Genomic DNA, 1,973 nt, shown 5'->3' with positions numbered 1-1,973 from the left:
CCTGCCAGCGGACCTCCAGGCCGTCGTCCATCGCCAGCTCCGCCATGCGGCGCAGCTGGCCGCGCGAGAGCGGCTCGGTGGGGGGCAGCACGACCACCGTCAACGGTATGACGGTCCCGCCCTGGTACGCCCACTCCAGCACGTTCAGCAGCTGGACGGGGCTCTCCACCAGGGCGACGGTCGTGCCGCCGCCGGCGGTGTCCTCGGTCATACCCCGACCGGCTCCTTCTCGGCTCCCGCCGCGTCCGACGCCTCGGCGGCCTCGGCGACGACTCCCTTGACCCGGCGCAGCTTCTTCATCGGCGCCAGCTCGCTGTCGTAGACCTTCTTCACGCCGTCGCCGAGGGACTCCTCGACCACGCGGATGTCGCGTACGAGCCGCGCCAGGCCCTGCGGCTCGACGGAGGCGGCCTGGTCGGAGCCCCACATCGCGCGGTCCAGGGTGATGTGCCGCTCGACGAAGACGGCGCCGAGGGCGACCGCGGCGAGCGACGTCTGCAGGCCCGTCTCGTGGCCGGAGTAGCCGATCGGCACGTTCGGGAACTCGGCCTGCAGCGTGTGGATCATGCGCAGGTTCAGCTCCTCGGCCTTCGCCGGGTACGTGCTGGTGGCGTGGCAGAGCAGAATGTTGTCACTGCCCAGCACCTCCACCGCGTGCCGGATCTGCTTCGGGGTCGACATGCCCGTGGACAGGACGACCGTGCGGCCGGTGGCGCGCATGGCGCGCAGCAGCTCGTCGTCGGTCAGCGAGGCGGACGCGACCTTGTGGGCCGGCACGTCGAACTTCTCCAGGAAGGCGACGGCCTCGGGGTCCCAGGGGGAGGCGAACCAGTGGATGCCGCGCTCCTTGCAGTGCGCGTCGATCGCCCGGTACTCCTCCTCGCCGAACTCGACGCGGTGCCGGTAGTCGATGTACGTCATCCGGCCCCAGGGGGTGTCGCGCTCGATGTCCCACTGGTCGCGCGGGGTGCAGACCTCGGGCGTGCGCTTCTGGAACTTCACCGCGTCGCAGCCCGCCTCGACGGCGGCGTCGACCAGCGCGAGCGCGTTGTCGAGGTCGCCGTTGTGGTTGATGCCGATCTCACCCGTGACGTACACCGGCCGGCCGGGGCCGACGACGCGGTCGCCAAAGGTGCGGAAACGCTGGGTGGAGCTCATGCAGATCTGTTCCTTACTCTCCAGACCCTCGCGAGGGAGGGATCGGGCTACAGGGAGGGGCCGAGGATCCACGAGGCGATCTCGCGGATCGCTCCGTCGCCTCCGGGGGTGGACGTCACCGCACGCGCCGCGTCCCGCACGATCGCGTGGGCGCCGGCGACCGCGACGGGCCAGCCGACGAGGCCGAAGCACGGCAGGTCGTTCACGTCGTTGCCGACGTAGAGCACGCGCTCGGGCGCGATGCCCTCCTCCTCGCACCACTGCTTCAGTGCGATGTCCTTACGGTCGACCCCGTGCAGAACGGGGAGGTGAAGTTTGCGTGCCCGGGCGGCGACGACCGGGTTCTTTTCCGAGGAAAGGATGAGGAGCTTCAGCTCGGCGCGGCGCAGGGCGGCGATGCCGAGGCCGTCGCCGCGGTGGACGGCGACGAGTTCGCGGCCGTCGGCGTCGATGTAGACGCGGTCGTCGGTCTGGGTGCCGTCGAAGTCGAGGACGACGGCGTCGACGTCGCGGCGGGTGGGCAGCGAGCCGGGGCCGGGCACGTCGAGCAGGGGTGCCAGGGCACGGGCGCGGGTCAGGTCGTCGGGCTCGTCGACCTCCAGGACGCGGGCGGCGTCGGTACGCACCGGGGCGGTGCGGCCGAAGAAGCGGTGGCGGTGCTCGCGGAACCCGGGGGTGCGCATGGCGTACGCGGCGCCGGTCTCCAGCAGGTCCTGGGGGCGGTCCTGGCGCCGGGGGCGGTACGACTTGTCGTGGTTGACGCCGTAGCCCTGGGCGGGGGCGGCCTCGACGGCCGGGGCCACCTTCGTGGGCGC

Annotated in this window: 2 protein-coding genes and 1 pseudogene; all 3 read right to left on the bottom strand. The window is 72.0% G+C overall.

The window, feature by feature from the left end:
* A pseudogene (locus tag H5J30_RS29940) lies at nucleotides 1-211 on the bottom strand (hypothetical protein); the annotation flags it as partial.
* Nucleotides 208-1,158: an N-acetylneuraminate synthase family protein gene (locus H5J30_RS29935; RefSeq protein WP_181790508.1), complete on the bottom strand. Its 951-nt coding sequence runs from the start codon at nucleotides 1,156-1,158 to the stop codon at nucleotides 208-210. The pseudogene H5J30_RS29940 and the gene H5J30_RS29935, both read right to left, overlap by 4 nt.
* A 47-nt stretch (nucleotides 1,159-1,205) precedes the next feature.
* Nucleotides 1,206-1,973 (bottom strand): HAD hydrolase family protein (locus H5J30_RS29930; protein WP_181790506.1); only part of this gene is annotated, 768 nt, incomplete at its 5' end.

Source organism: Streptomyces phytophilus, assembly GCF_013870535.1.
Lineage (GTDB): Bacteria > Actinomycetota > Actinomycetes > Streptomycetales > Streptomycetaceae > Streptomyces > Streptomyces phytophilus.
The sequence above is the reverse complement of the archived record's forward strand: the minus strand, read 5'-3'. Positions and strand labels throughout refer to the sequence as shown.

Bases quoted from the DNA above. Each gene is read 5' to 3' on its own strand.
- H5J30_RS29935 (WP_181790508.1), bottom strand. From the start codon at position 1,158: ATGAGCTCCACCCAGCGTTTCCGCACCTTTGGCGACCGCGTCGTCGGC.